This window comes from Variovorax sp. dw_308, from assembly GCF_019207085.1.
Classification (GTDB): Bacteria; Pseudomonadota; Gammaproteobacteria; order Burkholderiales; family Burkholderiaceae_C; genus Variovorax.
Window position 1 is genome coordinate 556,238 of the sequence record NZ_JAATOM010000003.1, and the last position, 24,489, is coordinate 580,726.

At 67.0% G+C, this 24,489-nt stretch carries 23 protein-coding genes; 9 read left to right on the forward strand and 14 right to left on the reverse strand.

Going from position 1 to position 24,489, the window contains the following annotated elements:
• Positions 1-4: 4 nt before the first annotated feature.
• The 3 genes from HCU76_RS09100 to murJ all read right to left on the reverse strand — a co-directional run bounded on the left by HCU76_RS09100 (position 5) and on the right by murJ (position 3,062).
• A complete protein-coding gene (locus HCU76_RS09100) occupies positions 5-550 on the reverse strand; it encodes a VOC family protein (RefSeq protein ID WP_213955535.1) in 546 nt (181 codons plus the stop codon).
• Entirely contained in the window at positions 550-1,401 is an 852-nt protein-coding gene (locus tag HCU76_RS09105; protein ID WP_213955534.1) for a SirB1 family protein, read from the reverse strand. Before HCU76_RS09105 ends, HCU76_RS09100 begins: the two co-directional genes overlap by 1 nt.
• 98 nt (positions 1,402-1,499) lie before the next feature.
• The gene (gene murJ / locus HCU76_RS09110; protein WP_213955533.1) at positions 1,500-3,062 is read right to left on the reverse strand and encodes a murein biosynthesis integral membrane protein MurJ; all 1,563 of its coding nucleotides are present in this window, start codon (positions 3,060-3,062) and stop codon (positions 1,500-1,502) included.
• A gap of 220 nt (positions 3,063-3,282) precedes the next feature.
• Here murJ and rpsT point away from each other — a divergent pair, with 220 nt between their 5' ends.
• The gene (rpsT, locus tag HCU76_RS09115) at positions 3,283-3,594 is read left to right on the forward strand and encodes a 30S ribosomal protein S20 (protein WP_213955532.1); all 312 of its coding nucleotides are present in this window, start codon (positions 3,283-3,285) and stop codon (positions 3,592-3,594) included.
• A gap of 125 nt (positions 3,595-3,719) precedes the next feature.
• On the opposite strand, the gene HCU76_RS09120 is transcribed toward rpsT, so the two are convergent.
• Complete coding sequence (locus HCU76_RS09120) at positions 3,720-4,025, reverse strand: DUF3579 domain-containing protein (protein WP_218509054.1); 306 nt, start codon at positions 4,023-4,025, stop codon at positions 3,720-3,722.
• A gap of 163 nt (positions 4,026-4,188) precedes the next feature.
• Here HCU76_RS09120 and HCU76_RS09125 point away from each other — a divergent pair, with 163 nt between their 5' ends.
• From HCU76_RS09125 to kynA, 6 genes are all read left to right on the forward strand, one after another.
• Positions 4,189-5,394, forward strand: coding sequence for an aspartate aminotransferase family protein (locus tag HCU76_RS09125; RefSeq protein WP_218509055.1), 1,206 nt, complete (start codon positions 4,189-4,191; stop codon positions 5,392-5,394).
• Positions 5,391-6,311: an ornithine carbamoyltransferase gene (gene argF, locus HCU76_RS09130; RefSeq protein ID WP_213955529.1), complete on the forward strand. Its 921-nt coding sequence runs from the start codon at positions 5,391-5,393 to the stop codon at positions 6,309-6,311. Before HCU76_RS09125 ends, argF begins: the two co-directional genes overlap by 4 nt.
• Positions 6,312-6,456: 145 nt before the next feature.
• The gene (locus HCU76_RS09135) at positions 6,457-7,179 is read left to right on the forward strand and encodes a DUF899 domain-containing protein (RefSeq protein WP_218509056.1); all 723 of its coding nucleotides are present in this window, start codon (positions 6,457-6,459) and stop codon (positions 7,177-7,179) included.
• 108 nt (positions 7,180-7,287) lie between these two features.
• Positions 7,288-7,926, forward strand: a complete 639-nt coding sequence (kynB, locus tag HCU76_RS09140; protein WP_218509057.1) for an arylformamidase — start codon at positions 7,288-7,290, stop codon at positions 7,924-7,926.
• Between the two features lie 13 nt (positions 7,927-7,939).
• Complete coding sequence (gene kynU / locus HCU76_RS09145; protein ID WP_218509058.1) at positions 7,940-9,205, forward strand: kynureninase; 1,266 nt, start codon at positions 7,940-7,942, stop codon at positions 9,203-9,205.
• Positions 9,206-9,213: 8 nt separating this feature from the next.
• Positions 9,214-10,050: a tryptophan 2,3-dioxygenase gene (kynA, locus tag HCU76_RS09150; protein ID WP_213955525.1), complete on the forward strand. Its 837-nt coding sequence runs from the start codon at positions 9,214-9,216 to the stop codon at positions 10,048-10,050.
• Between the two features lie 7 nt (positions 10,051-10,057).
• Here the strand turns inward: kynA and HCU76_RS09155 are convergent, their stop codons facing one another.
• The 4 genes from HCU76_RS09155 to HCU76_RS09170 are packed head-to-tail and all read right to left on the reverse strand — an operon-like array spanning position 10,058 to position 13,665.
• A complete protein-coding gene (locus HCU76_RS09155; RefSeq protein WP_213955524.1) occupies positions 10,058-11,236 on the reverse strand; it encodes an FAD-dependent monooxygenase in 1,179 nt (392 codons plus the stop codon).
• Positions 11,237-11,241: 5 nt separating this feature from the next.
• On the reverse strand, positions 11,242-11,508 hold the full coding sequence (locus HCU76_RS09160) for a DUF6587 family protein (protein ID WP_213955523.1): 267 nt from the start codon (positions 11,506-11,508) through the stop codon (positions 11,242-11,244).
• 5 nt (positions 11,509-11,513) lie between these two features.
• Entirely contained in the window at positions 11,514-13,415 is a 1,902-nt protein-coding gene (locus HCU76_RS09165) for a ferrous iron transporter B (protein ID WP_213955522.1), read from the reverse strand.
• The gene (locus HCU76_RS09170) at positions 13,408-13,665 is read right to left on the reverse strand and encodes a FeoA family protein (RefSeq protein WP_256734953.1); all 258 of its coding nucleotides are present in this window, start codon (positions 13,663-13,665) and stop codon (positions 13,408-13,410) included. Before HCU76_RS09170 ends, HCU76_RS09165 begins: the two co-directional genes overlap by 8 nt.
• A gap of 131 nt (positions 13,666-13,796) precedes the next feature.
• Here HCU76_RS09170 and HCU76_RS09175 point away from each other — a divergent pair, with 131 nt between their 5' ends.
• Positions 13,797-15,257: a C13 family peptidase gene (locus HCU76_RS09175; RefSeq protein WP_256354086.1), complete on the forward strand. Its 1,461-nt coding sequence runs from the start codon at positions 13,797-13,799 to the stop codon at positions 15,255-15,257.
• A 56-nt stretch (positions 15,258-15,313) separates the two neighbouring features.
• On the opposite strand, the gene acnA is transcribed toward HCU76_RS09175, so the two are convergent.
• A complete protein-coding gene (gene acnA, locus HCU76_RS09180; RefSeq protein ID WP_213955520.1) occupies positions 15,314-18,049 on the reverse strand; it encodes an aconitate hydratase AcnA in 2,736 nt (911 codons plus the stop codon).
• Between the two features lie 135 nt (positions 18,050-18,184).
• Between acnA and HCU76_RS09185 the strand changes: the two genes are divergently transcribed.
• Positions 18,185-19,000 (forward strand): helix-turn-helix domain-containing protein, encoded by an 816-nt coding sequence (locus tag HCU76_RS09185; protein ID WP_213955519.1) that lies wholly within the window; start codon positions 18,185-18,187, stop codon positions 18,998-19,000.
• Here HCU76_RS09185 and HCU76_RS09190 read toward each other — a convergent pair.
• The 5 genes from HCU76_RS09190 to HCU76_RS09210 all read right to left on the reverse strand — a co-directional run bounded on the left by HCU76_RS09190 (position 18,997) and on the right by HCU76_RS09210 (position 24,479).
• A complete protein-coding gene (locus HCU76_RS09190; RefSeq protein WP_345944682.1) occupies positions 18,997-20,190 on the reverse strand; it encodes a HupE/UreJ family protein in 1,194 nt (397 codons plus the stop codon). The genes HCU76_RS09185 and HCU76_RS09190 overlap by 4 nt on opposite strands.
• Positions 20,187-21,452 (reverse strand): hypothetical protein, encoded by a 1,266-nt coding sequence (locus HCU76_RS09195; RefSeq protein ID WP_371319782.1) that lies wholly within the window; start codon positions 21,450-21,452, stop codon positions 20,187-20,189. The genes HCU76_RS09190 and HCU76_RS09195 overlap by 4 nt, the downstream gene beginning before the upstream one ends.
• Positions 21,453-21,454: 2 nt before the next feature.
• Positions 21,455-21,742 carry a hypothetical protein gene (locus tag HCU76_RS09200; protein ID WP_256354087.1) on the reverse strand — a complete coding sequence of 96 codons (288 nt, stop codon included), beginning with the start codon at positions 21,740-21,742 and terminating at the stop codon, positions 21,455-21,457.
• A gap of 13 nt (positions 21,743-21,755) precedes the next feature.
• Positions 21,756-23,255 (reverse strand): DUF4331 domain-containing protein, encoded by a 1,500-nt coding sequence (locus tag HCU76_RS09205; protein WP_213955518.1) that lies wholly within the window; start codon positions 23,253-23,255, stop codon positions 21,756-21,758.
• 135 nt (positions 23,256-23,390) lie between these two features.
• On the reverse strand, positions 23,391-24,479 hold the full coding sequence (locus HCU76_RS09210) for a mandelate racemase/muconate lactonizing enzyme family protein (protein ID WP_218509059.1): 1,089 nt from the start codon (positions 24,477-24,479) through the stop codon (positions 23,391-23,393).
• Positions 24,480-24,489: the final 10 nt, after the last annotated feature.

Consider the following 24,489-nt stretch of genomic DNA (forward strand, 5'->3'; position numbering starts at 1 on the left):
ACGCCTACAGATAGCCGCAAAAACGCAGCACGTGGCCGTCCGGCTCGCGAATGGCGAATTCGCGCAAGCCCCAGGGCTGCGACGCAGGCGGCTCGACCACCTCGACGCCGCGCTTGAGGTAGGTCGCATGCAATCCATCGACGTCATAACCCACATGGATGACGATTTCGCCGCGCCACTGGCGCGTTTCCCGCGCATTGCATTGCCACAGGCGGATGTAGACGGCGTCGCCCTGGCCGTGGCCGTCCGGCACGATGGCGTGCCGGACGAGTCCATTTCCGCCGCTTCGAGCGTCCGCATCGAAGGCATCGAAAGCGGGCACATGCCGAACCCGCGCATAGCTCGGCGGCTCGCCGGCGATGAAGTCCAGCTCGAAGCCCAGCACGTCGCGAAAATAGCGCGCCGCGCGCGTCACGTCGGAAACCGGCAACACCGGCTGGATGCCATGGAATTGATGCCGGGCGCCCAGGCCGCCCGCGACACCGACGCCTGGCGCCGCCTCGGTCCTGCGCGGCAGCCCGAGGGGCCCGCCGTCGCGGTCCGCAGCCATCAGTTTTCGGCGCGGCGCAAGGCCGCGACACGCTCGGCAATCGCGTCGATGTCGAGCGCGTCTTCCACATGGGCCAGGTAGGTTTCGAGGTCGCGCACCGCGAGCGATGCATTGCCCTGCGCGGCATGCGCCAGGCCGCGGTCGCGATGCTCGCCCCAAGCCTCGGGCAGGAGCACGATCAGCCGGTCCTGCACCGCGATGGCGCGCTGCCAGTCTTCCTGCGTGCGATGCACTTCCTTCAGGTTGTGCAGCATGCGCGCGATGATGTCGCGCGGCGTGGCGGGCTGCAGGTAGAGGCCCAGCGGAACGTCGAAATCTCCCACCAGGCCGTTGCTGCGCTTGTAGGGCTCCAGCCGCTCGGTGAGTTCCTCGCGGGAGAGCGAGCGGCCGGTGAACGGATCGATCACCACCTGCCCCTTCGGCAGCGTGACCTTGAGCATGAAGTGCCCCGGAAACCCGACGCCGCGCGCCTGCAGGCCGAGGCCCTGCGCCAGTTCCATCCACAGCACGGCCAGCGAGATCGGTATGCCGCGGCGTGTGCGCAATACGGCGTTCAGGTAGCTGTTGTCGGGGTCGTAGTAGTCGTTGACGTTGCCGCCGAAGTTCAGGTCATGGAAAAAGAACTGGTTGAGCAGTCGCAACCGTTGCAAGGGCGCTGCATCGGCGGGCAGGCGGCGCTTCAAACGGGCCAGCAACTGATCGATGTCGCCTAGCACCTGCTGCACGTCGAGGTCGGGGTATTCGTCCTGCGCGAGGCTGGCAGCGGCCTCCAGGAGGGGGAAATGGTCGTCGCTCTCCACCAGGGTACGGAAGTACTCCAGGGCGGTGGGAGCGGAAAGGCTCAACGGCATGTGTCTTTGTAGTAGAGCGGGCGGGGAGCGTCAAGGCGGAGTACGCCAGCCGGCGCATTTGCAGCCATGTGCGGCCCTGTGCGGCCCTGTTGCGGGCCTCAGCGCCGCATGAAACTGCGCAGCTTGACGCCCGCCAGCGCCAGCGCCCCGAAATAGAGCGCAGCGGCGCCTGCGATCACGGCCGCCAGGAGGCCGATGCGCAGCAGGCGTTGCTCGCGCAGGCCGATCCAGTCGAAATGGCCATTGGCCCAGACCAGCAAGGCGCCCATCAACAGCGTGGCCGCGGTCACCTGCGCGATGAAGAGCCACCATCCCGGCCCCGGCTTGAAGCTGCCGACGCGGCGCAGCCCGATCAGCAACGCCGTGGCGTTGACCAGTTGCGCAATGCCGATCGAGAGCGTCAGCCCCGCATGCTGCAGGAAGGGCACCAGTGCGAGGTTGAGCAGTTGCGTCAGAGCCAGTGTGGCCAGGCTGATGCGCATTGGCGTGCGCATGTCGTGGCGCGCGTAGAAACCCGCCGCCAGCACCTTGATCGAGACGATGCCCAGGAGCCCGGTGCCATAGCCCATCAGCGCTTCGGCCGTGCGCAGCACGCTGGCGTCATCGAAGGCGCCGTTGTGAAACAGCACCGCCACCAGGGGCTTTGCGAACACCAGCAAGGCCAGCGCGCAGGGCACCGCCAGCAGCACGATGAGGCGCAGGCCCCAGTCGAGCATGGCGGAGAAGCGCTGGTCGTCCTTGGCGGCGCGTGCGCTGGCGAGTTGCGGCATCAGCACCACACCCAGCGCCACGCCCAGCATGGCGCTGGGGAATTCCATCAGGCGGTCGGCGGCGGTGATCCAGGTGACGCTGCCCTCGGCAAGGTGCGAGGCGATCTGGGTATTGATCAGCAACGAAATCTGCGCGCCGCTCACACCGATGAGCGCTGGCAGCATCAGCCGCAGGATCTTGCGCGTGCCCGGGTCAGCCCATGCCTCGCGAATGGCCGAGATGCGCACGCCGATGCGCGGCAGCATGCCGATCTTTTTCAGCGCCGGCAATTGCAGCGCCAGTTGCAGCACACCGCCCACCATGACCCCCACGCACTGCGCGTAGATCGGCTCGATGCCCCAGCGTGTGAACAGCGGCGCACCCACCACGATCGACGTGATGAGCGCGATGTTGAGCAGCACCGGCGACGCCGCCGGCACCACGAACTTGCGCCAGGTGTTCAGGATGCCGCCCGCCAGCGCCACCAGCGACATGAAGCCGATGTACGGGAACATCCAGCGCGTCATGATCACGGCGCCGTCGAAGCCGCCGGATTTCTGCAGCCCGCTCGCCATCGCCCACACCATGAGCGGCGCGCCGATCACGCCGGCAATGCACAGCACCACCAGCGTCCAGGTCAGCAGCGTGCCGACATGGTCCACCAGCTTCTTCGCCCCGGCCTCGCCCTCCTCCGTCTTGCAGGCCGCCAGCACCGGCACGAAGGCTTGGCTGAAAGCGCCCTCCCCCAATACCCGACGAAACAGGTTGGGTATGCGAAAGGCGACGTAGTAAGCATCCGTGAGGGCGTTGACGCCGAATACGGAGCTGAAAAGCACATCGCGGATGAGACCGGTGATGCGCGAAGCGAGCGTCAGCAGGGAGACGGTGGAGGCGGATTTGAATAGGGACACGGCGCGGGGAGTGTAGGTGCACCTACCCGACGCACCCTGTTGCAGGCAAGCGCCGCAAAGGCCGTTCGTGAAACACCATGGATCCGACTTCGCCGGGCCATTGGTGTTGCCCGCGGTAGGGGGTGAGAGCCGCCACGCGGCGACCTGGGGGTGAGCGACAGGTCTCGGGCTATAATCTTCGGCTTTGCTGCAACATCCCCAGACACCAAGGAACTAAATCATGGCATCCGCCAAGCCGAAGAAAAAGAACCCGCGCCTCGCGTCGGGCCGCAAGCGCGTCCGCCAGGACGTCAAGCTCAACGCTGCGAACACCTCGCTGCGCTCCAAATACCGTACCGCTGTGAAGAACGTCGAAAAGGCCGTGCTGGCCGGCGACGTGACCAAGGCGAAGGATCTGTTCGCCAAGGCACAGAGCATTGTCGACCTCGTGGCCGACAAGGGCATCTTCCACAAGAACAAGGCAGCTCGCGACAAGAGCCGCCTGTCGGCCAAGGTCAAGGCGCTCGCCCTGGCCCCCGCAGCCGCCGCCTGACACTTTCGTCGGGCCAAGCCCGGATGATCGCCACAGCGCTTTCATCCGCCGTTTGACAGGGGTGCGCTGCAGCAAAAGTAAAAAACCGCCTTCGGGCGGTTTTTTCATGGGTGTTTCGCCTTGTCCTATTCGGGCAGCATGCAGGCCTCGGCCACAGTGAGGTCGTTGTCGCGGGCGAAATTCATGACGAAGTCCCAGGCCATCACTTCGTGGTCGCGCAACTCGGGACTGACGATCACGCACTTGACGTTGTTGATGGTCGTGGGCACGCACCAGGGCGAGTAGCTCAGGTAGCTGTCGGGCGTTGCGCCGCCGGGGCGAAACGAACTCATCACGCCGGCCAGGCGCTCGGCCCAGTCGCTCGGACGAAAGGTCCGGCCGTCGTGGGTGACGCCCTGGATGAAAAATTTCTTGGTGCTGGGAATGTCCATGGGGCGGGTGGGCGGCCGGCAAGAGCGTTGTGCTGCGGCGCACAATGATTTTACCGGCAGCCTCGCATGCGCCGTGCCAGAGGGCATTGCTGTGATGCGCAATCCTCAGCAAAGCACGAGGGTGGCCGCCCTAGAATTCGCTTCCCTTTTCGGAGATTGAACAATGAGCGCCATTCCCCAGCCCACCGAGCCCCACGTCATGAGCACCTACGGTCGCCTGCCGATCGCGATGTCGCACGGGCAAGGCTGCCGAGTCTGGGATACCAACGGCAAGGCCTATCTCGATGGCTTGGGCGGCATTGCGGTGAACACGCTCGGCCACAACCACCCCGAATTGGTGCCTGCCCTGCAGGACCAGCTGACCAAGCTGATCCACAGCTCCAACTACTACTACGTGCCGGGCCAGGAAACGCTGGCGGCCAAGCTGACCGAGCTCTCGGGCCTGACCAATGCCTTCTTCTGCTGCACCGGACTGGAAGCGAACGAGGCCGCGCTCAAGCTGGCACGCAAGTTCGGCCATGAGAAGGGCATCGAGAAGCCCGAGATCGTGGTCTACGAGAAGGCATTCCATGGCCGCTCGATCGCCACCTTGTCGGCCACGGGCAACCCGAAGATCCAGGCCGGTTTCGGCCCGCTGGTCGAAGGCTTCATCCGCGTGCCGCTGAACGACATCGACGCACTCAAGAAGGCCACCGAGGGCAATCCGAACGTGGTCGCGGTGTTCTTCGAGACCATCCAGGGCGAAGGTGGCATCAACCCGATGCGCTGGGACTACCTGAAGCAGGTGCGCGCCCTTTGCGACCAGAAGGACTGGCTCATGATGATCGACGAGGTGCAGTGCGGCATGGGCCGCACCGGCAAGTGGTTCGCGCACCAGTGGGCCGGCATCAAGCCGGACGTGATGCCGCTGGCCAAGGGCCTGGGCTCGGGCGTGCCGATCGGCGCGGTGGTCGCGGGACCGAAGGCGGCCAAGCTGTTCCAGCCGGGCAACCACGGCACGACCTTTGGCGGCAATCCGCTGGCAATGCGTGCGGGCATCGAGACCATCCGGATCATGGAAGAGCAGAAGCTGCTCGAGAACGCGGCCACCGTCGGCGCGCACCTCAAGTCGGCACTGGAGCGCGAGTTCTCGCGCATGTCGGGCGTGAAGGAAGTGCGCGGCCAGGGGCTGATGCTGGGCATCGAGCTGGATCGTCCGTGCGGCGTCATCCTCAACCGCGCGGCCGAGGCCGGCCTGCTGCTCAGCGTGACAGCCGACAGCGTGATCCGCCTGGTGCCGCCGCTGATCCTGACCATCGCCGAAGCTGACGAGATCGTGGCCATCCTCGCGCCGGTCGTGAAAGCCTTCCTGGCGGAGCCGCAGGCATGACGGAGGTCCGCCACTACCTGCAGTTCTCCGACTTCAGCGCCGACGAATACGCGCACGTGTTCGCACGCGCCGCCTTCATCAAGAAGAAGTTCAAGGCCTACGAGCGCCACCAGCCGCTGGTCGACCGCACGCTGGCGATGATTTTCGAGAAGGCCTCGACGCGCACGCGCGTGAGCTTCGAGGCCGGCATGTACCAGCTCGGCGGCAGCGTGGTGCACCTGACCACAGGGGACAGCCAGCTGGGCCGTGCCGAGCCCATCGACGACAGCGCCAAGGTCATCAGCCGCATGGTCGACCTGGTGATGATCCGCACCTTCGAGCAGACCAAGATCGAGAAGTTCGCCGAGCATTCGCGCGTGCCGGTCATCAACGGGCTGACCAACGAGTTCCATCCCTGCCAGATCCTGGCGGACATCTTCACCTACATCGAGCATCGCGGCTCGATCGCCGGCAAGACGGTGGCCTGGGTCGGCGACGGCAACAACATGGCCAACACCTGGCTTCAGGCCAGCGAGATCCTCGGCTTCAAGGTGCACCTGAGCACGCCGAGCGGCTACGAAGTCGACCAGTCGGTGGCGGGCATCCGCTCGAACGACAGCTACAAGGTCTTCAAGGACCCGATGGAAGCCTGCCGCGGCGCCGACCTGGTGACCACCGACGTCTGGACCAGCATGGGCTACGAGGCCGAGAACGAAGCGCGGCGCAAGGCCTTCGCCGACTGGTGCGTGGACTCCGAGATGATGGCCGTGGCCCAGCCCGACGCGCTCTTCATGCACTGCCTGCCCGCGCACCGTGGCGAGGAGGTCGAGGCGGATGTGATCGACGGCCCGCAGTCGGTCGTCTGGGACGAGGCGGAAAACAGGATGCACGCGCAAAAGGCACTCATGGAGTTCCTTTTGCTCGGTCGGATCGCGTAGCGAGCCGGTGGCGCGGCAGCGCCAGCAGCGTGGCTGGACGTGCGCGACGCCGGATGACCGCGACGGCCGAAGGGCCTGCGCGCGCACGCTTTACGCCTTCATCGACGATGTGTACAGTGTTCACATGTCTCCAAGGAGGTGCCGCTTGAACTACCCCGCCATCGTGTCGCGCCCCGAGTGGCAAGCCGCCCGCGACGACCTGCTCAAGGCAGAAAAGGAACTCATGCGCGCCCACGACGCGCTGAACGCACGGCGCCGCCGCCTGCCCATGACCGAGATCGTGCGCGACTACCGCTTCGCGTCGCCCACGCGCAACGACCTGCGCCTCGTCGACCTGTTCGAGGGCCGCGACCAGCTCATCATCTATCACAACATGCTGAACCACGGCTCGGACCACATCTGCCCGGGCTGCTCCAAGTACAGCGACAACCTCATGAACAACTTCGCCCACCTGCATGCGCGGCGCACGTCCTTCACGATGGTGTCGCGCGCGAAGGTGCCGCAGATCGAGCGGGTGAAGGCGCGCATGGGCTGGACCTTTCCGTGGGTGTCCTGCCACGGCACGAGCTTCCATGAAGAGATGGTCACGGCGCAGGACAACGCGTCGTTCGGCCTGTCGGTGTTCATGCGCCAGGGCGACCGCGTGTTCCAGAGCTGGTTCACCTCGGGGCGCGGCGTGGAACAGGGCAGCAACACCTTCGGCCTGCTCGATCTCACGCCATGGGGACGCCAGGAAGCCTGGGAGCAGTCGCCACCCGGCTGGCCGCAGGAGCCGACCTACGGCTGGCTGCGTCTGCACGATGAATACCCCGACGACCCGGTCGCTCGCCGTCAAGGGGATCTCGCACCGCACGTCGTCCCCGGGTGACGCGACCCTGCGGCGAGCTTCGCTGCAATGTGGATTGTCTTCATTCGTCACCTCGACGTTGGAAATAACCGACACCACGAGGCCGCGAGCGGCGCTACCTTTGCGCCCATGACATTTCCCGCCCCCCGCATCTGGGACATCTCGCCGCCCGTGTACGTCGGCGCACCGGTGTTCCCCGGCGACACGCCCTACCAGCAGCGCTGGGCCGCGAGCATCGGGCCCGGCTGCCCGGTGAACGTCAGCGAGATCACGCTGTCGCCGCACGTCGGCGCGCATGCGGATGCGCCGCTGCACTATGACCCGGCCGGCGCGACGATCGGCGACGTGGACCTGTCGCCATACCTCGGCCCTTGCCGCGTCATCCATGCGATCGCGCGCGGTCCCTTGATCGAGTGGGCGCACATCGAGCACGCCGTCGCCGACCTGCCGCCGCGCGTGCTGGTGCGCACGTACGAGCACGCGCCCGTCCATCGATGGGACGGCGCCCTTGCCGCCTACGCGCCTTCGACCATCGAGCGCCTCGCCGCGCTCGGCGTGAAGCTGGTCGGCATCGACACCGCCAGCATCGACCCGGCCGACAGCAAGACGCTCGACAGCCACCAGGTCATCCGCCGCCTCGGCCTGCGCGTGCTCGAGAACCTGGTGCTCGACGACGTGCCCGAAGGCGATTACGAACTCATCGCGCTGCCGCTCAAGCTGGTCAGCGCCGATGCCTCCCCCGTCCGCGCGATCCTGCGCGGAACCTGACCCCCCAACTCAAATGACCACCCTCGACGACTGCCGCGCACTCGATGCGCAAGACCCGCTGCGCGCGCTGCGCGACCAATTCATGCTGCCGGAAGGCGTGATCTACCTCGACGGCAATTCACTGGGCGTGCTGCCCAAGGCCGCACCCGCGCGCATTGCCGAAGTGGTGGCCAAGGAATGGGGCGAAGGCCTGATCCGCTCGTGGAACACCGCCGGCTGGTTCGACCTGCCGCAACGCCTCGGCGACAAGGTCGCACGCCTCGTCGGCGCCGCGCCGGGCGAAGTGGTGTGCACCGACAGCACGTCGATCAACCTGTACAAGGTGCTGTTCTCGGCCTTGTCGCAGCAGGCCGGCACGGACCGCAAGCTCGTGATCAGCGAACGCAGCAACTTCCCGACCGATCTCTACATCGCCGAGTCGATGTGCCGCGAGCGCGGCTTCACGCTGAAGCTGATCGACGCCAGCGAATTGCCGGCCGTGCTGACCGATGAAGTGGCGGTGCTGATGCTCACGCACGTCAACTACCGCACCGGCGCGATGCACGACATGAAGGCTATCACCGCCGCCGCGCATGCGGCGGGCGTGATCACCGTGTGGGACCTCGCGCACAGCGCCGGCGCAGTGCCGGTGGCGCTCAACGAAAGCAAGGCAGACTACGCCATCGGCTGCGGCTACAAGTACCTCAACGGCGGCCCCGGCGCGCCCGCGTTCGCCTGGATCCATGCGCGGCATGCTGACAAGTTCGTGCAGCCGCTGTCCGGCTGGTGGGGCCATGCCGCGCCCTTCGAGTTCACGCCGCACTACCGCCCTGCGTCGGGCGTCGCGCGCTACCTGTGCGGCACGCAGCCCATCGTGGCGCTGGCCGGCCTCGAATGCGGGCTCGACACGGTGCTGGCAGCTGAACCGCATGGTGGCATGGCGGCACTGCGAACCAAGTCGCTCGCCCTCACGGACCTCTTCATCCGGCTCGTCGAAGAGCGCTGTGCCGGCCATGGCCTGTCGCTCGTCACGCCGCGCGCGCATGCCGGCCGCGGCTCGCAGGTGTGCCTGAGCCGCGAAGAAGGTGCCTACGCCATCGTGCAGGCGTTGATCGCGCGCGGCGTGATCGGCGACTACCGCGCGGGCGACGACCAGATGCCGGACATCCTGCGCTTCGGCCTCACGCCGCTGTACCTGGGATTCGAGGATGTGTGGAATTCGGTGGAGCACCTTTTGCAAGTCCTCGAAAGCCACGAGTGGCAACGCCCCGAGTTCAATGCGAAGAATGCAGTGACGTGAGCGGCCCCATGAGCACCGAAAAGATCGTCCACGAAGAAAAGGCCCAGCTCGACTTCAGCGAGTCGATGAGCTATGGCGACTACCTGCACCTCGACGAAGTCCTGAACGCCCAGCATCCACTCTCCCCCGCGCACGACGAGATGCTGTTCATCGTGCAGCACCAGACCAGCGAGCTGTGGATGAAGCTGCTGCTGCACGAGCTGCATGCCGCCATTCGCTGCGTCGCCAACGAGCAGTTGCCCGATGCCTTCAAGATGCTGGCGCGCGTGACGCGGATCATGGAACAGCTGGTCGGCGCCTGGACCGTGCTGGCGACGATGACGCCGCCCGAATACAGCGCCATGCGGCCGTACCTCGCCAAGTCGAGCGGCTTCCAGAGTGCGCAGTACCGCTGCATCGAATTCGCGCTCGGCAACAAGAACGCGGCCATGCTGCAACCGCATGCGCATCGCCCCGACCTGCTCGCGCGCGTCGAGGCGGCGTACAAGGCGCCATCGCTCTATGACGAGGCCCTGCGGCTGCTCGCGCGGCGCGGGTTGGACGTGCCTGCCGATCGGCTCGATCGCGACTGGACCTTGCCCTACGAAGCCAGCGATGCGGTCGAGCAAGCCTGGCTGGTGGCCTACCGCGATCCGCACAAGTACTGGGACGTCTATCAGTTGGGCGAGAAACTCACCGACATCGAGGACGCCTTCCGCCTCTGGCGCTTCCGCCATGTGACGACGGTCGAGCGTGTGATCGGCTTCAAGCGAGGCACGGGTGGCACTGGCGGCGTGAGTTATCTGCGCAAGATGCTCGATGTGGTGTTGTTTCCGGAGATCTGGAAGCTGCGCACGGATCTCTGAGCTGCCCTCAGCCCTTGTACAACCAGGGCTGATCCAGCAACACCTTCCCCAGCATCCGCATCGCAACGTCCCGACCCACCCGCACCGGCCCGGTCGCGTGAAAGATCGTGCCGTTGCGCTGCGCCCGCGACTGCACGCGCGCATTGCGCTGCCAGCGCTCGGCGGCGTAGCGTGCGAAGGCCTGAGGCACGCCGGCAGCGTCGGTGCTGCCCAGCGCCTGCGCAAGCGCCACCGCATCCTCGATGGCCATGCCTGCTCCTTGGGCGAGGTACGGCAGCATGGGATGCGCGGCGTCGCCCAGCAGGGCGATGCGGCCGCTGGCCATCTGGTCGGCGCTCTTCAGTGGTGGGCGATCGCTCAGCGTCCAGGTGCGCCAGGCGGGCATCGCTTCGAGCAGCGCCTGCAAGCCGGCACCGCTGCGGCCGGTGGCCTGTTGCAGCGCGGCGAGGCTGCCGGCCTGGTCCCAGTCGCGGACATCACCAGTCGGTATCGACTCCGCGATGACGACCACATTGAGCAACCGGCCGCCGCGCACCGGATAGGCGACGGCATGCAGCCTGGGGCCGAGCCAGACCTCGACGCCATGGCAGCGCAAGGCCACCGGCAGCGCTTGCTGCGCAACGGTGGCGCGCCAGGCCATGTGGCCGGTCGCGCGCGGCGGCGCATCCGCCTCGATCACCTGATGGCGCACGAGGCTCCACAGACCGTCGGCGCCGACGAGCGCATCGCCTTCCCAGGCGCGCGCGTCGGCGCTGGCGACGCAGACGAAGTTGTCGTCGCGACGGACATCGACGATGCGTGCGCCGGTGCTCAGCGTCACCTGCTTGCGGGCGCGCACGGCCTTCAGCAACAGCGCATGCAGGTCGGCGCGATGCACGCAGTAGTACGGCGCGCGGTAGCGATGCTCGACCGCGCTGCCCAGTGGCATGCGGCCCAGCACCGCGTTGCTCGCGGCGCTGCGCACTGTGAGTGCGTCGGGCTTGGCGGCGATCGCGGCCAGCGGCTTGCCGAGCCCCAGCGCCAGCAGCCGGCGCGTTGCATTGGGACCCAGTTGTACGCCGGCGCCGATTTCAGTGAACGCGGGCGCCTGCTCGAGCAGCTCGATGCGATGCCCCTGGAGGGCCAACGCAAGCGCGGTCGCGAGTCCGCCGATGCCGCCACCGGCAACGATGATGTTGGCCGCCATGCGGCTCAGTGTACGGGCTTGGCGCTCTTGTCGGCGGGCTTGGCGTCACCGGTGCTGCAGGCGCCGCAGCTGTCGCACGCGCCGCAGCCCGAGGACTTCGAAAGCGACGCGGCAAGCTGCCTGGCCCGCTCCTCGTCGACCAGTCCGGCGCGCTGTCCGCCGGCGGCCAGCTTCTGCGCGGCACCGCGTCTCCAGCCAGCCGGCATCCAGCGCCAGGCGGCATAGATGGCGGCAGCGGCGACGATCAGCCCGACGATGATTTGTTGCGTCATGGTCTTCAACCCCAGCCCAGCGCGAGGGCAATCCGGTAGGTGACGAAGCAGGCCAGGTACGCCAGGCCGAACAGGTAGCCCGCCATGATCCAGACGTACTTCCATGAATTGGTCTCGCGCTTCACGGCCGCCAGCGTCGAGATGCATTGCGGCGCGAACACGTACCAGACCAGCAGCGACAGCGCCGTGGCCAACGACCAGCTCTGGGCGATCAATGGCTGCAACTGGCCGGCGACTTCCTCGCCGGTGGCCGAGAGCGCATATACGGTGCCCAGAGCACCGACGGCCACTTCACGTGCGGCCATGCCCGGCACCAGCGCAATGGAGATCTGCCAGTTGAAACCGATCGGCGCGAAGATGTGTTCCAGCCCGCGCCCCAGCATGCCGGCGAGGCTGTACTGGATGGCCGGGCCGGTCGCGCCTTCGGGCGGCGACGGGAAGGTCGAGAGGAACCACAGCAGGATCGTGAGCGTGAGGATGATGGTGCCCACGCGCTGCAGGAAGATCCAGGCCCGCTCGTAGAGGCCGAGCGCCAGGTTGCGCGGATTGGGCCAGCGGTAGGCGGGCAATTCCATCAGTAGCGGCGAATGCGACTGGTTGTCCCGGAAGCGCTTCATGACCCACGCCACCGCCATCGCTGAAACGATCCCGAAGGCATACAGCCCGAACAGCACGATGCCTTGCAGGTTGAACAGGCCGCCAATCGTCTTCTCGGGAATGAAGGCGGCGATCAGCAAGGCATAGACGGGCAGCCGCGCCGAACAGGTCATCAGCGGCGCGATCATGATCGTGGTGAGCCGGTCGCGCCAGTTGCTGATGGTGCGCGTCGCCATCACGCCCGGAATGGCGCAGGCAAAGCTCGACAGCAGAGGGATGAACGAGCGCCCCGACAAGCCCACCGTCCCCATCACGCGGTCGAGCAGGAACGCCGCACGCGGCAGGTAGCCCGAATCTTCCAGCGCGAGGATGAAGAAGAACAGGATCAGGATCTGCGGCAGGAAGACGATCACGCCGCCCACGCCCGCCACGATGCCATCGACCAGCAGGCTCTGCAGCATGCCCTCGGGCACGATGGCCTTGATGAGATTGCCGAAGGCTTCGGTGCCGGCCTTGATCCCGTCCATCGGCACGGTGGCCCAGCTGAACACGGCCTGGAACATCAGGAACAGCGTGACGCCCAGCACCAGCATGCCCCACAACGGGTGCAGCACCACGCGGTCGATCTTGTCGCTGGTGGCCAGGCTGCCGACCGGCTCGCGCACGGCCACGCCGAGGATGCGGCGCACTTCGCGCTGGGTGGCTAGCACGTCGGCCATGGCGGGCGCCTGCCAGGGCACGGGCGAGGCGCTCGCCACGGGCGCATCGAGTTGCTCGAGCAGGCTCTGCGCGCCGCCGGCATGCACGCCCACGGTTTCGATGACGGGCACGCCCAGTTCGCGCGACAAGGCGGCGGCATCGACCGTGATGCCCTGCTTCTTCGCCATGTCGGTCATGTTGAGCGCGACGACCATGGGCAAGCCGAGCTCGCGCGCTTCAAGCACCAGGCGCAGGTTCAGGCGCAGGTTGGTCGCGTCGGTGACGCACACCAGCAGGTCTGGCAAGGCTTCCTTGCTCTTGCCGGTGACAACATCGCGCGTCACGGCTTCATCGGCCGACAGCGCATTGAGGCTGTAGGCGCCCGGCAGGTCGAGCACGAACACGCGGCGGCCGCCCGCGGTGCGCAAGACGCCTTCCTTGCGCTCGACGGTGACGCCGGCGTAGTTGGCGACCTTCTGGCGGCTGCCGGTCAGCAGGTTGAACAGCGCGGTCTTGCCGCAGTTGGGGTTGCCGAGCAGCGCGATGCGGCCAGGCGGCGTGGTCGCCGTGCCGGTGGCACCGGGCTGGAAATTGAGCGTGGCTTCAACCATGTCCGACCACTCCTGGCATCACGCGGATGAAGGACGCCTCGTGGCGGCGCAGCGCGAAAGTCGTATGGCCCAGGCGCACGGCAATGGGTTCGCGCCCCGGCACGCCGGCGGCCACGATGCGCACGGCTTCTCCGGGCACGAAACCGATCTCGGTGAGGCGCAGCACCAGTTCGCGGTCTTCCGCCGCGTCAGGCAGCGTCAGGTCGACCACGGTGGCCCATTGGTTCATGGGCAACTGGTCGAGGCTCATGGCGGTCAAGGCCGCTCCATTCATTGTGGTCACCCTGGGGTCCAAGTCTGCAAAATGAGAATTATTCTCGAAAACTCGGCCATGCGGCAGGCCCAAGCAAAAACAGCCCTATGCAAAGGCATCATCCCGGCATGACAGAGGAACCTTCCGCGAATTCGCTGGCTGACGCCAGCCTGACCATGCCACCCGCAACACCGACGGTGCCAATGCGCGCCGGCATCCTGAAATGGATCACCGAAGGCCTGCGAAGCGCCCTGCTCCTGGCACCGCGCATCGGCGAGGCGGTGCCGTCGCCCTGGCAATTGCTGGTGATCGTGCTGCTGCCCAACCTGCTGCTGCTGGCCGCCGAACGCTTCGAGATCAAGGGGCCGGCCGTCCTCAATGCGCCGATCGCGTTCAACTACCTGTGGACAATCAGCGCCCTGCTGTGGCTGGGGTGGTGGACGCTGTCGGGGCGTGCGGCAGCAGGCGTAGCGGGACGCTTGCCGCGCTGGCTTGCGCTCGCCAGTTGGGCGGGAATTCCGGCCAGCCTGCTGATGGTCCTGCTGTCGATCGCCTTCGTGCGCGGCTGGCTGCCCAAGCCGCTGACCGGCGTGCGGGGCTTCTGGGCGGTCTACGGCGCGCTGCTTGGCTGGTCGGTGGCGGCGCAGATGCGGCTGATGGCCCGGTTCGCGACGTCGCGCGTCCGGCTCGCGCTGTTCGCGCCGGGCATGGCCATGATCCTGGGCCTCGGGTTGTGGCAGGCGCTCGAGGAGCAGACGCACGTCTGGGAAGCGGACCGCAGCGCCGCCTCCGACGAGCCCGAGCCTGCCCGCATGCGCCTCGATCAGGAGACCTTCGAGCAACAGCAGGCGCTGTGGCAACGCGCCGTCGACGGGTTGGCCGAACGGCGACCGGGTCATTCCAACGTCTACGCGCTGGTGTTCGCGCCCTATGCGACCGAGGACGTCTTCCTGCGCGAGAGCAACATGGTCACGCACCTGCTGGAAGACCGCTTCGACGCCAAGGGACGTGTGCTGCAACTGGTCAACCATGCGACCACCACCGACACCTTGCCGTGGGCCACGCCGCTGAACCTGAAGCGCGGCATCGCGGCGCTGGCCGACCGCATGGACCGCGAAGAAGATGTGCTCGTCATCTACCTGACCTCGCATGGCGCGAGCGACCACAAGCTTGCCGCGTCGCATTGGCCGCTGACGGTGCCGTGGCTCACGCCCGAGGATTTGCGCAAGGCGCTGGACGATGCCGGCGTGAAGCATCGCGTGGTCGCGATCTCAGCGTGTTTCTCGGGCGGATGGATCGATGCCATTGCCAGCGATGAAACGCTGGTGATGACGGCTGCCGATGCCACGCACACTTCCTACGGTTGCGGCCGGCTGTCGGAACTCACTTTCTTCGGCCGCGCGATGTTCGACGAGGAATTGCGCAAGACCCACTCGTTCGAGAAGGCCTTCGCTGCCGCCGTGCCGCTGATCCAGCGCCGCGAAATCGAGGCCGGCAAGGAGGACGGGTTCTCGAATCCGCAGATTCGCGTGGGGGAAAAGATCCGGCCGGTGCTGGAAGGGTTGGCGAAACGGCTGGATGGGCCTTGATGGGAGGGGGAGCCCTCACCCCAGCCCTCTCCCCGCGGGGAGAGGGGGCAAGACCGTCAAGCCGCGAGCAACTGCCGCAGCACGAACGGCAGGATGCCCCCGTGCTTGTAGTAGTCCACCTCGATCGGCGTGTCGATGCGCAGCCGCACGGTGACTTCCTGGTGCACGCCATCGAAGCGGCGGATCACCAGCTTCACGTCCATCTGCGGCTTGAGCTCGCCGCCGATCACCACGTCGACTTCCTCGTCGCCGGTGAGGCCCAGCGTCTGCCATGAGTCCGCCCCGCGGAACTGCAACGGCAGCACGCCCATGCCGACCAGGTTGGCGCGGTGGATGCGCTCGAAGCTGCGCGCGATCACGGCCTTGATGCCGAGCAGTTGCGTGCCCTTGGCGGCCCAGTCGCGCGAGGAGCCGGTGCCGTATTCCTCGCCGCCGAAGATCACCGTCGGCACGCGGGCCGCCATGTACTTCTGGGCGGCGTCGTAGATGAACATCTTCTCGTTGCCGGGCTGGAAGCGCGTGATGCCGCCCTCCTCCTGCGTGCCGTTCTCGTCCGGCGGGATCATCATGTTCTTGATGCGCACGTTGGCGAAGGTGCCGCGCATCATCACCTCGTGGTGGCCGCGGCGCGAGCCGTAGCTGTTGAAGTCGGCCTTGGCGACGCCGTGCGCCTTGAGCCAGATGCCGGCGGGCGAGCTTTCCTTGATGGCGCCGGCGGGCGAGATGTGGTCGGTGGTGATCGAGTCGCCGAACAGCGCCATGACCCGCGCATTGATGAAGCCCGCATCGGTCGCATGCGGCTGCATCTTGAAGCCCTCGAAGAACGGCGGCTCGGCGATGTAGGTCGATTGGGGCCAGTCGTAGACCTGCCCCTTGGTGCCCTTGATGCTCGTCCAGAACTTGCCGGGCTCGGTCTTGACCTTGTCGTAGTTGGCGCGGAAGGCCTTGGCGTTCATTGCGAAGCGCAGGTTGTCGTCGATCTCCTTCGGCGTCGGCCAGATGTCGCCGAGGTAGACGTCCTTGCCGCCCTTGCCCTTGCCGACCGGCTGCGTCATGAGGTCGACCATCACGTTGCCGGCGATCGCAAAGGCCACCACCAGTGGCGGCGAGGCCAGGAAGTTGGCCTTGAGGTTCGGGTGGATGCGCGCCTCGAAATTGCGGTTGCCCGACAGCACGGCCGCGCCCACGAGTTCGTTCTTGGTGATCGCCTCGTTGATCTCCGCCGTGAGGTCGCCCGCATTGCCGATGCAGGTGGTGCAGCCATAGCCGGCGAGGTAGAAGCCGAGCTTTTCGAGGTACGGCAGCAGGCCGGCCTTTGTGAGGTATTCAGTGACGATGCGCGAGCCGGGCGCGAGCGAGGTCTTGACGTGCGGCTTGACCTTGAGCCCCGCCTCGACGGCCTTCTTGGCGAGCAGGCCGGCCGCCAGCATCACGCTCGGGTTGGAGGTGTTGGTGCAGGAGGTGATGGCCGCGATCAGCACGTCGCCATTGCCGATGGTGGTGTCGGCTTCCTTCAGCGGATAGCGTTCCTTGAGCTTTTCGACGGGCTGGTTGAAGCCGTTGGCCTCCTGCGGCTTGCTGTAGAGCTCGGAGAACTTGGTCGACAGGTGGCCGAGGTCGATGCGGTCTTGCGGGCGCTTGGGGCCGGCCAGGCTGGGCGTGACGGTGCCGAGGTCCAGCTTGACGATCTTGGTGTAGTCGAGTTCGCCGACGGCCGGCATGCCGAACAGGCCCTGCGCCTTGTAGTAGGCCTCGAAACGTTCGATTTCCGCGTCGGTACGGCCGGTGCCCTTGAAATACGCCACCGTCATTTCATCGACCGGGAAGAAGCCCATGGTCGCGCCGTATTCGGGCGCCATGTTGCCGATGGTCGCGCGGTCGGGCACGGCGATGGACGCCGCGCCGGGGCCGAAGAATTCGACGAACTTGCCGACGACCTTTTCACCGCGCAGGATGGCCGTGACGTAGAGCACCAGGTCGGTCGCGGTGACGCCTTCACGCAGCTTGCCGGTCAGTTCGAAGCCGACCACGTCCGGCGTCAGCATGTAGACCGGCTGGCCGAGCATCGCTGCTTCCGCCTCGATGCCGCCCACGCCCCAGCCGACCACGCCGATGCCGTTGATCATGGTCGTGTGGCTGTCGGTGCCGACCAGCGAGTCGGGGTAGTAGACCGGCGCGTCGCTCTTGTCGTAGGGGCTCTTGTAGACGCCGCGCGCAAAGTATTCGAGGTTGACCTGGTGCACGATGCCGAAGCCCGGCGGCACAACGCCGAAGGTGTCGAAGGCCTGCATGCCCCACTTCATGAACTGGTAGCGCTCGTTGTTGCGCTGGAACTCCAGCTTCATGTTGAGGTCGAGCGCCTTGGGCGTGCCGTAGTAGTCGACCATCACCGAGTGATCCACCACCAGGTCGACCGGCACCAGCGGCTCGATGGCCTTCGGCGATTTGCCCAGCGACGCCGCCACGGATCGCATGGCGGCCAGGTCGGCCAGCAGCGGCACGCCGGTGAAGTCCTGCAGCACCACGCGCGTGACGACGAACGGAATCTCATCGACGCGCTCGGCGTTGGGCGCCCAGTTGGCCAGTTCCTCGATGTGCTGCGGCGTGACCTTCTGGCCATCGCAGTTGCGCAGCACCGACTCCAGCACGATGCGGATCGAGACCGGCAGCTTGTCGACGTTGGGATACTGCTTCGCGAGTTCGCGCAGCGAGAAGAACTTGCCCGACTTGCCGGACGCGGTCTTGAAGGTCTTGAGCGTGGGGGCAAAGGCGTGCGCCGAATCCTTGGTCATGAACAACTCCGTGGAAATCGTGGTGGGCGAAAGTGAACATAGCAGGGTTCCATGAACGCCGTCGTCGGTCAATCACTTCGAACATGACGTGCGGGGTCATGTTCGAAATGACGTGCAAGACCTAGCATCCGGTCCATGACACTCCGCACCGCCTCGCCGACTGCCGCCGACACCTTCGGCACCCACCTGCGCCACTGGCGCCAGCACCGTCGCCTGAGCCAGCTGGACCTGGCCCAGGAGGCTGACGTGTCGACCCGCCACCTCAGCTATGTAGAGACCGGCCGCGCCACGCCGAGCCGCGAGATGGTGCTGCGGCTGGCCGACCGGCTGGACGTGCCGCTGCGCGAGCGCAACGCCCTGCTGGTTGCGGCCGGCTTCGCGCCGATGTACCGGCAGCGTTCGCTCGACGACCCGGCGCTCGGGCCGGCGCGGCGTGCGGTCGACCTGGTGCTCAAGGGTCACGAGCCATTCCCTGCGCTGGCCGTGGACCGGCACTGGAACCTGGTGGCGCACAACGCCGTGGTGCCGCTGCTGATGGCGGGCGCGTCGGCCGAGTTGCTGAAGCCGCCGATCAACGTGTTGCGGCTGAGCTTGCATCCGGATGGCCTGGCCCCGCGCATCGCCAACCTGGGGCAATGGCGCGCCCACCTGCTGGAGCGCTTGCAACAGCAGATCGCGGCGACGGGCGACGCGGCGCTCACCGCATTGCACGATGAACTCGCGGCGTACCCGGTCGGTGTCGCAGGGCATGACGCGCCCCCGGCGGGCGGCGAACTGGCCGGCGTGGTCGTGCCCTTTCAGTTGGTCACGCCCAATGGGTTGCTGAGCTTCATCAGCACCACGACGATCTTCGGCACGCCAGTGGATGTGACGCTGCAGGAGCTGGCAGTGGAATCGTTCTTTCCGGCCGATGCGCAGACGGCGGCGGCGCTGTCGGCCCTGAAAACCTAGACCGGCAGCACTTTCAAGTCGAACACCCGCTCGACGAACCAGATCGCCGCAATGCCCATCGCCAGCGCCGACCCGCCACGCAGCACCAGCGGCGGGTAGCGCCTCTGCCAGCGCAGCGCCAGCAAGACGCTCAGCGCGATCGACACCACGATGAGCTGGCCGGCCTCGACGCCCAGGTTGAATTCCAGCAACGCCTTCACGAAGCTCGTCACCGGCAGGTCGAGTTCGGCGAGCACGTTGGCGAAGCCGAAGCCGTGGATCAGGCCGAACAGGAAAGTGAAGATGCGGCGCCGTCCGCGCAGCAGCGGCACGATGTTGTCGACCGCCGCCACGATGATCGTGAGCGCGATGGCGGGCTCGATGAGACGCGGCGACAGCGACACGATCTTCAACCCCGCGAGCGCCAGGGTGATCGAATGCCCCAGCGTGAACATCGTGACCGTCGAGACGATCGGCCACACCGCCTGCTGCCATCGCGCCACTGGCCGCCACTTGCCGTTGCTACGCACCAGCACGGCCGGCAACAGCAAGCTGATGAGGAACAGAATGTGGTCGTAGCCGATGAGGATGTGGTGGATGCCGTCCAGGAAGAAAGTCGCGCCGCCGGTGGTGGCTGCGTTCACGGTCGGTGCCGTGCCGGGTGCATCCGGCCCCACCTCGCCCGAAGCCGCACCGGCGCCGCCCGGCGGCATCGCGACCGACACCGCCCCGGCCGCCGGGTCGAGCGACTGCAACGCGGGCGGCTGGCCCTCGCCCGCGTCGACGCGCAACAGACCGCGATGCGTCGGGTCGACTTCGCGGAACAGGCTGTAGTCGATGCGCAGCCCGCCAGCCACGTCGCACGCGCCCTGCAACCGAAGCACGAGATAGCTTCCGTCGACGCGCTTTTCCAGGGCGGGCGGCTGCGCCTCGCCGAGTGTGCAACGGCCATCCTGCAGGCGCAGATGCGCCAGCGCATAGGCGCGAATGTCGTCCATGCGGCTGCGGACTTCACCCCAGCTCAGCTTCTGGTCTTCGTCCTGGTCGAGGTCGAGCACCGCATCGAGATCGCGCAGCGACACGTCCCAGCGCAGGTGCACGATGCCGTCGGCGCGGCTCAACTGGAGGTAGGCGTCGCTGGCCTTGTGCGCCAGCGCGGGCATGGCGACCATTGCCATCGCCGCCATCAACAAGGTGAGGAGGCGCTTCACGACGCACCCCCGAGCACCGCGTCGACACGCGCATCGCGCAGGCCGATCTGCTGCATCAGCGCCCTGACCTCATCGCGAGCGCCGTCGTCGCGCGCGGCCGCGGCGGCGCGCGCGAACACCAGCAGGTCGATCGGCTCCCGCTGCAACTGCACGTTCAGCCGTGCCAGCGCCAACGCCTGCGCCGCATCGCCCTGCACGTCGAGCGCGAACATCGCGTGCTCCCGCGCATGCAGTTGCGCGCTGCCGGGACGCAGTGCTGCCGCGTCGAAGCGTGCGGCCAGTTCGGCGGCATCGCGCTGCGCGGCCTCATGCAGCGGCGCTGGAAGCTTGCCCTGCGCCGCCAACCGCTTCTGCGCCATCACGATGCGCAGCAACACGGCATCGCTGCGCACCTCGCCCCTCAGCAAGGGCAACACCTCGGCCGCTCGATTGCGCTGCAGCAGGAAGTCGCTGTAGGCCAGCGCGACATAGCCGCCAGCGCCAGCGCCGAGGGCTTGCCGATAGGCCGCGTCTGCCTGGGCATCGCGGCCGGCGAGTTCGGCGATCTCGGCCTCGGTCGTCAGCAGCCATTGCCGCGTCGAGGCTTGCCGCTTCTCCTGCAGTAAGGGGTTCTCGAGCAGGGCCTGCAGGGATTGCTGCGCGGCCGGGTGGTCGCCACGCAGGCCGTTGTTCTCTGCGAGGCATGCCAACGCAAAGACGTTCTGGCGCAGGCGCACCAGCGAGCGGCAGGCGGTGTCGGATTCGTCGTAGCGACCGCGCACGCGCAGGATGGTCGCCAGCGTCAGCCAGCCTTGCGCGTCGTCGGGATGGCTGGCGAGCGCCATGCGCAAGGTGCGCTCCGCACCATCGAAATCATGGAGAAACTGCGCCACCGTCGCATGCATGACAAGGATCGCATTCGGGGTGCTGGCAGTGAGCGGCTGCCATGCCTGCAGCACGCCCAGCGCATGGCCGGCGTAGCGCGCATCGCCTTGCGAGCGGGCGAGGTCGAGATACGACTGCGCGGCGGCCAGCGCCACGCCCTCGTCGCGTGGCCGTGCGACGAGTTCACGGCGAAGGCGCCGTTCCTCGCGCGACCATCCGGCCACGGCGGGCAGCGTTTCGACGATCTCGCTGTCGTTGGCGGGCACGCGCGGAACGGCACGCGCCGAAGGGCTGGCCACGAGCATGGCCAGCACCAGGAAGGAGATCGCACCGGCAAGGCGACCGACAAAGCGACCGAAACAGCGGCGGGCCATGAGGCCGGTGCGAATCGTGGTCACGATCAGGGCGTCGCGACTGCTTCTTTGGTGTCCGACGTGGCCGGCGGATCGAACTTCGACACGTCGGCCGCCTCAGCCGTCTCCGGCGCCATGCCAAGCAGGGACATCACGTAAGAGATGAAGCCCGCGTAGGGATCGGCCGCGCCCGTGTCGCCGCCACCATTGCCGGTGCTCGCCGTCGGCGGGAAGAAGCTCCCGTTGCCTCCGCCACCACCGCAGGCCGAAAGCAGCAACACGGTCGTCAGCGACACGGCCACCGGAAGGGCCCAATGAAAGGATGTGTCTTTCATGATGATTCGCTCCTCACGGTGCCGCCGACACGGCGCCCGGCAGCGGCGTGTTGAGGTACGGGAACGCAGCCGGGAACTGCGCCGGGCTTTGCAGCGCGCCATCGGTCAGCGGCGCGGCGCCCGCGGGTGCATCCGATGGCCTGCAGCCGACCTTGAACTTGTCCTCCGTGCCGGTCAGCACGCACAGCGCGCCCATGGCCACGCGCAGCTCGATGTCGACGACGTCGTCGCCCGGACGGCGGCCGTTCGGGAAGCCCGCCAGGTCGCCGCCGGCCACGCCGAAGTTGCTCTGCTTGTCCTTCGTTGTCGGCGGGATCTTGGTCTCCAGCCGAAGCATTTCCGATGGCGTGCCATTGGCCGGCTTGTTCAGGCCCTCGATGCCGGTCAGGAACGCGGCCACGAGGTCGGTGCGCGGGAAGTTGGTCGGCGCCTTGGCGGACGGGAACAGCTTCTCGATCAGCGCCGGCAATGCCGGGTTGGTCACGTAGCTCAGGAACTGCGTGTCGTTCTTCGGCTGCGAGTTGTTGAACCTGTCCTTGTCCTTCAGGCCGATCACCACTTCGTTGACCAGCGGCATGCCGAGTCGCGACACCTGCGCCCACGGGCCTCCGTTGAGCGCGGCGGTCTGGTAGCCGCTCTTGGGCGGGCTGGCGATGAGCCGCCCCTGGCGCACGCTGGAGGTGGTCCAGCCGCCGATGATGGTGCTGCCGCCGGTCGTGAGGCAGGCGGTCGGCACTTCGAGTTCGAGCGAGGTGACGTTCTTGCCGGCCAGCGAGTCGGCGCCGGGCACGTCGGTGTTGCCGAGCGGATCCAGGTTGATCAGGTCGAAGATCGGGCCGAGCGCGACCACGAACGGGTCCTTGCGCTGGCCGACGAAGACCTTGGCCGGCGCACCGCAGCCGGGGATGTTCACGTCGTAGATGTGCTGGGCGGCATAGGCGGCGTAGGCGCCGCCGGTGCCGAAGGTCTTCTCGCCGATGTTGTCGGTGGGCTTGTCGAACTCGGAGCTGCCGTCGGACTTCGTCACCAGGCTGCCCTGGCTGCCGCGCCGGTCGCCGCGCACCACGCTCACGGTGTAGGTCTCGCGCAGGTTGCTGGTGGCCTGGTTGGGTGCGGTGATGCCGCCGGCCTGCACCAGCGGGATCGACGTGGACTTGCCTCCGATCGGCAGCGCGATGTCGCGCAGCGTGTTCTTGAAGCGGAACTGGAAGGTGATGTCTTCGCGGCCGTCGCCGTTGTTGTCGATGTGGATCTCGTAGAGCCCGTTCGGGTCCATCGCGAAGAAGTTCGGGCCGCCGGCGGGGCTCTGGTCGGGCTGGTAGTCGGCGATCAGCGTGGTGTAGTCGGCACGGGCCGGGTCGTAGCTGCGGAACATGTAGAAGTCCGTCGCGTCGAGCTTGGGCATGCCGGCAATCGACGGCGCCTCCCTGTGGCTCGATGCGAAGGCACCGCCCGCGACGACCGCGCAGAGCGCAGCCACGCAGGGCCTGACGGGGAACCTGGAAAGTCTCATGGGCGTCACCTCGAAGAGTGGAGTGAGTGATCTCCGCCCGAAAAGAGCGAAGTACTGCACCTACGCGGCGACGCTTCCCATGGATTCAATGAAGTTGCTACTGAATGCAGCAACCGACGGACGGTAGCTGGTAGCTCAGGCGCGGATGGCTTCGAGGCCCTTCCCGTCGAACACGATGCCGTGGCCCGGCCGGTCGGGCGCGGTGGCAAAGCCGTCCCGGATCTGCAGCGGCTCGGCGATGTAGGCATCCAGCCCGAACCCGTGCGCCTCCAGATATGAACGGTTGGGCACCGCGCCCAGCAGATGCACCGTCACGTCATGCGCGCCATGCGTGGTGACGGGCAGGTTGAAGGCCTCGGCCAGGTGGGCGATCTTCATGAAGGGCGTGATGCCGCCGCAGTTGGTCACGTCGGGCTCCGGAAAAGTTACGCCGCCGGCTGCTATCAGTTGCTTGAACTCCCACAGCGTGCGCAGGTTCTCGCCCGAGGCGATCGGGATGCCGCCCTCGCGCACCACGCGCGCCTGCCCGGCGACGTCATCGGGAATGAGCGGCTCCTCCAGCCACGTCAGGTCGAACGGGCGGAACGCGTGTGCCGCGCGGATGGCCTCGTCGGCGCTCCAGCGCATGTTGGCGTCGACCATCAGTGGAAAGCCATCGCCGAGGTGCTGGCGCATCGCCGCGACGCGGGCCACGTCCTCGGACAGCTTCTCGCGCCCGACCTTCATCTTGATGGCGCGGAAGCCCTTGGCCAGGTTGCCGTCGGTCTGCGCCAGCAGTTCGTCGAGCGGCAACTGCAGGTCGATACCGCCGGCATAGCAGGGCACGCGCGGGTCGTTGCCGCCGAGCAGCTTCCACAGCGGCTGGCCAAGGCGCCGGGCCTTCAGGTCCCACAGCGCCATGTCGACGGCGGAGAGCGCCAGCACGGTCGGGCCGCCACGGCCGCCATAGTGCGAGGCCCACCACAGCTTGTTCCAGAGGTGTTCGATGCGGTCGCCGTCCTCGCCCACCAGCAACTCGGTGAAGTCCTTCGTCAGCACGGCTTCGATGGCGGCGCCGTTGCGGCCGCAGGTGTAGGTGTAGCCAGTGCCTTCCGCGCCCTCCGAATCACGCAGTCGCACGAGGTTGAGTTCGAAGGCGCGCATGTCGCCATGCATCGAATCGGAGAGGGTGACGGGCAGTGCAAGCCGGCAATGCAGGGTCTCGATGGTCTGGATGCGGGTCAACTTTGTTCCG